Source organism: Acidilobus sp., from assembly GCF_049973875.1.
Classification (GTDB): domain Archaea; phylum Thermoproteota; class Thermoprotei_A; order Sulfolobales; family Acidilobaceae; genus Acidilobus.
Map to the genome: position 1 here is coordinate 1 of NZ_JBMFJI010000043.1, position 4749 is coordinate 4749.

Consider the following 4749-nt stretch of genomic DNA (forward strand, 5'->3'; position numbering starts at 1 on the left):
AGCGTCGGGGCCGTCCAGGGGTACGAGCCCCGCCCGCCCTCTGGCTTGGTGGACGTCACGGGCCCCACGGCTGTTGAAATATCGTTCACTGCGTCTACAACAACGACCACTGCAACCAACACCACCACGTCCACGACCCCGCCGACAACCACGACGACGTCAAGCACGTCTACCACTACAACCACCAGCGCCACGACGGCCGCGGCGAACACCACCACAACGACTTCGACTAGCAGCACTACTACCACGTCCCGCGCTGCCGCCACGACGACCACAGTCACGTCTACAGCTACTACATCCGGGAAATCAGCGACGTCGACAGCTCCGCCGCGCAGGCCCACCTTAACGGGCCTCTACGTCGGCATAGCCGTTGTAGTAATCATAGTGGTCGTTGTCGCGGCCGTGCTACTGCTCAGGAGGCGCTGAGCCTCGCTCAGGGACTCATAAACCAGCCTTCCTACTTTTTTGCCGTCTTTGACCTTTCTCGCGCCTTTCCAGCCCCTGGCCTACCTCGGCGCCTCCCGGCCGCGGCGGCTCGACCTCAGAGCCACGGATATAAACGTCCCCACGAGGCATCCGGCGGCCTCTAGCGCCCCTGAGACAATGAGGGAGGCCAGGGGAAGGGTAATAGTGGGCAGCCCGGCGACCTCCGCGGCAGCGACCGCCTCAGCCATGGCTGGGGCGCCTACAGCCGCGTAGGCTAGCAGCCTCAGGGCAGCCGGGGAACATCTTAGGCATTCGCCACGTTGTTAGGGCTACTGACGATAAGGAACTCTACAAGAAGCTTAAGATTATAAAGATTCCCTTAACTATGACACCAAGAAGGCTGTTGAAGAAACAAGGATACCGCTCGCCTTCGTGGCCATCCCATTGGTTGACAGTAACGGCGACAGGATCGGGATACTTAACGTTAACGTGTACCTGATGAGGAAGCCCGCTATGAACGACGAGGTGGACATACTCGCAGTATACAGTCTAGATCTATGGCAATCAAATGCGACGGGCAGCGGCCCCAGCTGCCCTCGCTGCTGAGGTGAATGGCTTGGCCAAGGCCGAGGGGGCGCGCTCAAGAGGTCACTGAAGGACTTCTATGATTTCATCCGGCGACTATTGCTCGCAGAAGCCAGATGAGTACACTGCAAGGCTGCTCAGCACTGCGTGGGTTACAGATTACATTATGCAGCTGGCAAAAGGTGATGAGCTAGAGGCGAAGGCAGACTATAATGAGTAAGCCCCGGTGTATCTAGTAGTTTCCTATCTAAATGAAAACGATCTTGGTACCGCGCTTGACGCAGATATGTTGGTAAAGCTTTATGACAGCCGCAACGTACTGTGCTTTGATGTAGCCAAAGCGATTCACGACTATGTGTATGATAAGCTAAAGCAAAAGGTCGGTCCCGACAACTTAGTTGATTTTGGAGACAATATGCAACACAGCATAGACTATGTCGTCAAGGTCGTAGCGCAGTGTTCGTCATAGTTATATCTAGGTTTGCCCCATGTACGCCTGAGGTGGCCAAGCGCTAACCAATGTGCTGAGGGATAAAATCAGCCAAGGGTGAAGGTATCTACGTCTACACCTATACTGACAGCACTAGCATCGTCTGTTTCGATTTTACCTCGGTGCTACAGAGGAGGCAGTAACATACGATCCTTGTGGCAGTCCTTTTGATCTGGCGAGCAGATCAAGGAAGCGGAAGTGCTGCACCACATCGCTGTGGCTCCCGCTAATTCGCAACAAGGGTACTATGGGCGTGCTTAAAATAAGTATACGTGTTATGCTGCGTGGGACAGCCAGGCCCGTCGTCCGGATATTAAGTATATAAATAGATGTTATGGAGATGGTATAAGTGTATATAGCGTATACGACGTGTCTAGGCCAATAACCGTGGCGCCAGAAACGATGTACTCGACACTAGTGTGCCGTATAACTGGATTCTCCCGAAGGCGGCGCTTCACTCCATTTGACTGGCTGTAGCTGCGCTGTTGCTTATTAGTCCTGCACAATAATCTGTACTCTGGGCATTGCGATGAGGGACGTAAATACACTTAGCAATAACAAGGAGTTTATTACCATGTTTGGCGCGGACGAGCTTGTAAAATGGTACGACAACGGCTACTTACCGTGCCACAATGCTGCCAGCTATGATATAGCCAAGATGGTTCACGACTACGTTTACGACTGGCTGGAGTCAAACGTGGCCAGCGACGACTTCATAGGGATCACCGAAACCAACAGAAGCCAACGCATTGACTACATAGCCAAGGCCATAGGCGCGGCATTTACCATAGCCATCTACCCCTTTAACATCGAATGCTCGCCTACGGTAGTGAAGAACATAGCAGACCTCCTGAAGGATAGAATTGACAGGGGCATGGATGTCGGCGTTAGTGTAGCCGGCTTCCTGTCACCGCGGGTTGATTTCTGGTTCACCCCAGGCGTGATAGAGAAGGGCACGACATACTATGCCAGTGGTTCTGTGTCGCTGGTGCAGGGGGGAGGTGGACGCGACGTTGTTAAGCTGCCGCCCTCCCTTGTTCGCAACACTAACGAGACCCAGCTGCGTGTGTATATTTTTGTTGAGCCATTTTTTGTTAATGGGACAGATGTCAAGAAGCCCAGCCTCGCGGTCAGAATATGGAGCGAGTACTCGCAGGGGTCGAGACAGGCGTCCGTGATGCCAGCCTACGCACCGCTCGTGCGGCCCGTGTTTAACGCCAGATATAATGAACTCAGCATTGGGAATGGGAATTGGATATTAATTAACTTCCGCCGGTGGGTTGCACTCCAGAGAGCTGCACTCCAGTCCCTGTGAGGGCAACGAGTAAACGCAAGAGGTGCGCAGTGCTTCTCTACTATACAGACGAGTCTCAAGTAATTTATTATGCCACCGCGGTTCGCTGTCAAGGGCGAGCACCGTCAGGTTGGCTGTGGGGCTGTTGCGGGCCAGGGCAAGCGTGATGTTCCAGTCCCTCTCGGCCGTGATTAGGTTGCCGACGGTCCTCTGAAAGAGGTCAGCCCCAAGGTATGAGGGGCCGAGCACGGGGGGTTGCCGGCCGAGGCCCTCCTGAGCATGTCCATCTGCCACAGCCTGTTCTCGGCCTCGACCCAGCCCAGGGCCAGGAAGAGGTCGTGTAGGTCTGAGGCGTAGATGTGGTAGACGCCGTACTTGTCTATCACAACCTTCACGGGCGCCTTGAGGCCCGGGACCCTGAGGGCCTCAGACCTCACGACCGCGTTGAGCGAGTAGCCGTAAACCCCGGCCCCTGGGTCTGCGGCCGAGATGAGCACCGACGCGGGAGGGGTCAACGAGGCGACAACAAAGAGGAGTATAACAACGATGCCGGGGGGCCAGGAGGAGGTAGCCAAGCCTCCTCAAGAGACCACCGGGCCACAGCTGCCGCTGGCGAGGTTAAGGCTGACAGGGCGAGGCCTACCGTACGCCTCCAGGGCTCAGGTTTTAAAACCCACAAAGGGGGCACGGCACAGCTCCCTTCTTCCCCCAACGGCCTGGGCGCTGTGCGCTCATCCCCAGCGAGTTACGCCGCTGTAAACTCAAGGCAATGTGAGGCGTCACATGCCAGCTGGGCCGGCGGCCGCCCAGCGGCTGCAGGGCTAAGGGGCGTGGCGAGGAGCCGCCCTTGCGGTCCCGGGCGAGGGATTGCCCTGACCCTTTTATACCTCCTGGCACGACTTCCCCACGGTTGGTCCCCGTGAGCTCAAGGTACCTCGTGCTGGCCCTGCTCCTGGCGGCGCTGGTAATGGCGCCCCACGGAGGCGGGGCAGCCAAGGCCCAGGTGAAGCTCTACCCGAGGCTTCCCCTCAGGGGCTCAACGAGCGAGAGCCTCAACTGGGCCGGCTACGCTGACGTCCTTGCCCCTCACTCGTTCATATCTGTCAACGCCAGCTGGTACGTGCCCGACGTGCAGTGCAGCCCTAGGAGCAGCGACGTGGCGGTCTGGGTTGGCATGGACGGTTTCAACGACAGCACCGTGGAGCAGACGGGCGTACTCGTGCAGTGCCAGGGGGGCAAAGCCTACTACAGCGCGTGGTACGAGTTCTACCCGGCGTCCCCGGTATACGCGCCCTCAGGCGACGCCGTGAGGCCGGGCGACAAGGTCGTCGGCTGGGTGGTCTACAACCCCTCCACCGGCGAGTACAGGACCGTGCTGGTTGACGTCACCCAGGGCTGGAACTTCACCTCCCCGTGGACTGCGGTGAGTGGGGCGGAGGACAGCAGCGCCGAGTGGGTCGTCGAGCGGCCGGCCGTGGGAAGGGGCCTGACGACTCTTGCTGACTTCGGCACGGCATACTTCAACGTGAAGTACACGGGAGTGCTGCCGCCCGGGGGCGCCTACGTGAGGCTCGCCAACGGCTCGGCCGGCAACATATCGAGCTTCAACTACTACGAGATGATAATGATCAACGACCAGGGCAAGGTGCTGGCGCAGCCGTCGCAGCTTTACGCCTACGGCTCGAGCTTCTACGTCTGCTACGGCACCTGCGGCTCGTCGTCGGGCGGAGGGCATCACGGCAAGTAAAAAGGTGCGTTGGCAGGCTATCACCGTCCTTAACCTTAGCCTTTCCTTTTTCTTGGCTCAGCGCTCACGCCTCACGCCGGCAAGGCATTATATAACCATGGCGGCAGGCTGAAGGCGCTCAGGGACCTGGGTCAGGGCCACCTTCTTTGCTGTGGCACACACGCTCGAGCTCAGCCCGGAGCGGCGAGGGCCATAGTTAACGACGGG

6 protein-coding genes and 1 pseudogene are annotated in these 4749 nt (G+C 58.0%); 6 read left to right on the forward strand and 1 reads right to left on the reverse strand.

The window, feature by feature from the left end:
- The 5 genes and pseudogenes from ACP5H1_RS07885 to ACP5H1_RS07905 form a co-directional block, all read left to right on the forward strand.
- A pseudogene (locus ACP5H1_RS07885) lies at window positions 1-426 on the forward strand (hypothetical protein); the annotation flags it as partial.
- Window positions 427-474: 48 nt separating this feature from the next.
- Window positions 475-699, forward strand: coding sequence for a hypothetical protein (locus tag ACP5H1_RS07890; protein ID WP_427973823.1), 225 nt, complete (start codon window positions 475-477; stop codon window positions 697-699).
- A 171-nt stretch (window positions 700-870) separates the two neighbouring features.
- Window positions 871-1032: a hypothetical protein gene (locus tag ACP5H1_RS07895; protein ID WP_427973825.1), complete on the forward strand. Its 162-nt coding sequence runs from the start codon at window positions 871-873 to the stop codon at window positions 1030-1032.
- A gap of 58 nt (window positions 1033-1090) precedes the next feature.
- Window positions 1091-1231: a hypothetical protein gene (locus ACP5H1_RS07900; RefSeq protein WP_427973827.1), complete on the forward strand. Its 141-nt coding sequence runs from the start codon at window positions 1091-1093 to the stop codon at window positions 1229-1231.
- Window positions 1232-2075: 844 nt separating this feature from the next.
- On the forward strand, window positions 2076-2816 hold the full coding sequence (locus ACP5H1_RS07905) for a hypothetical protein (protein ID WP_427973830.1): 741 nt from the start codon (window positions 2076-2078) through the stop codon (window positions 2814-2816).
- A gap of 170 nt (window positions 2817-2986) precedes the next feature.
- Here ACP5H1_RS07905 and ACP5H1_RS07910 read toward each other — a convergent pair whose 3' ends face one another.
- Window positions 2987-3370, reverse strand: a complete 384-nt coding sequence (locus ACP5H1_RS07910; RefSeq protein ID WP_427973832.1) for a penicillin acylase family protein — start codon at window positions 3368-3370, stop codon at window positions 2987-2989.
- Between the two features lie 344 nt (window positions 3371-3714).
- Between ACP5H1_RS07910 and ACP5H1_RS07915 the strand changes: the two genes are divergently transcribed.
- Window positions 3715-4542 (forward strand): G1 family glutamic endopeptidase, encoded by an 828-nt coding sequence (locus ACP5H1_RS07915; RefSeq protein ID WP_427973835.1) that lies wholly within the window; start codon window positions 3715-3717, stop codon window positions 4540-4542.
- Window positions 4543-4749 lie beyond the last annotated feature (207 nt).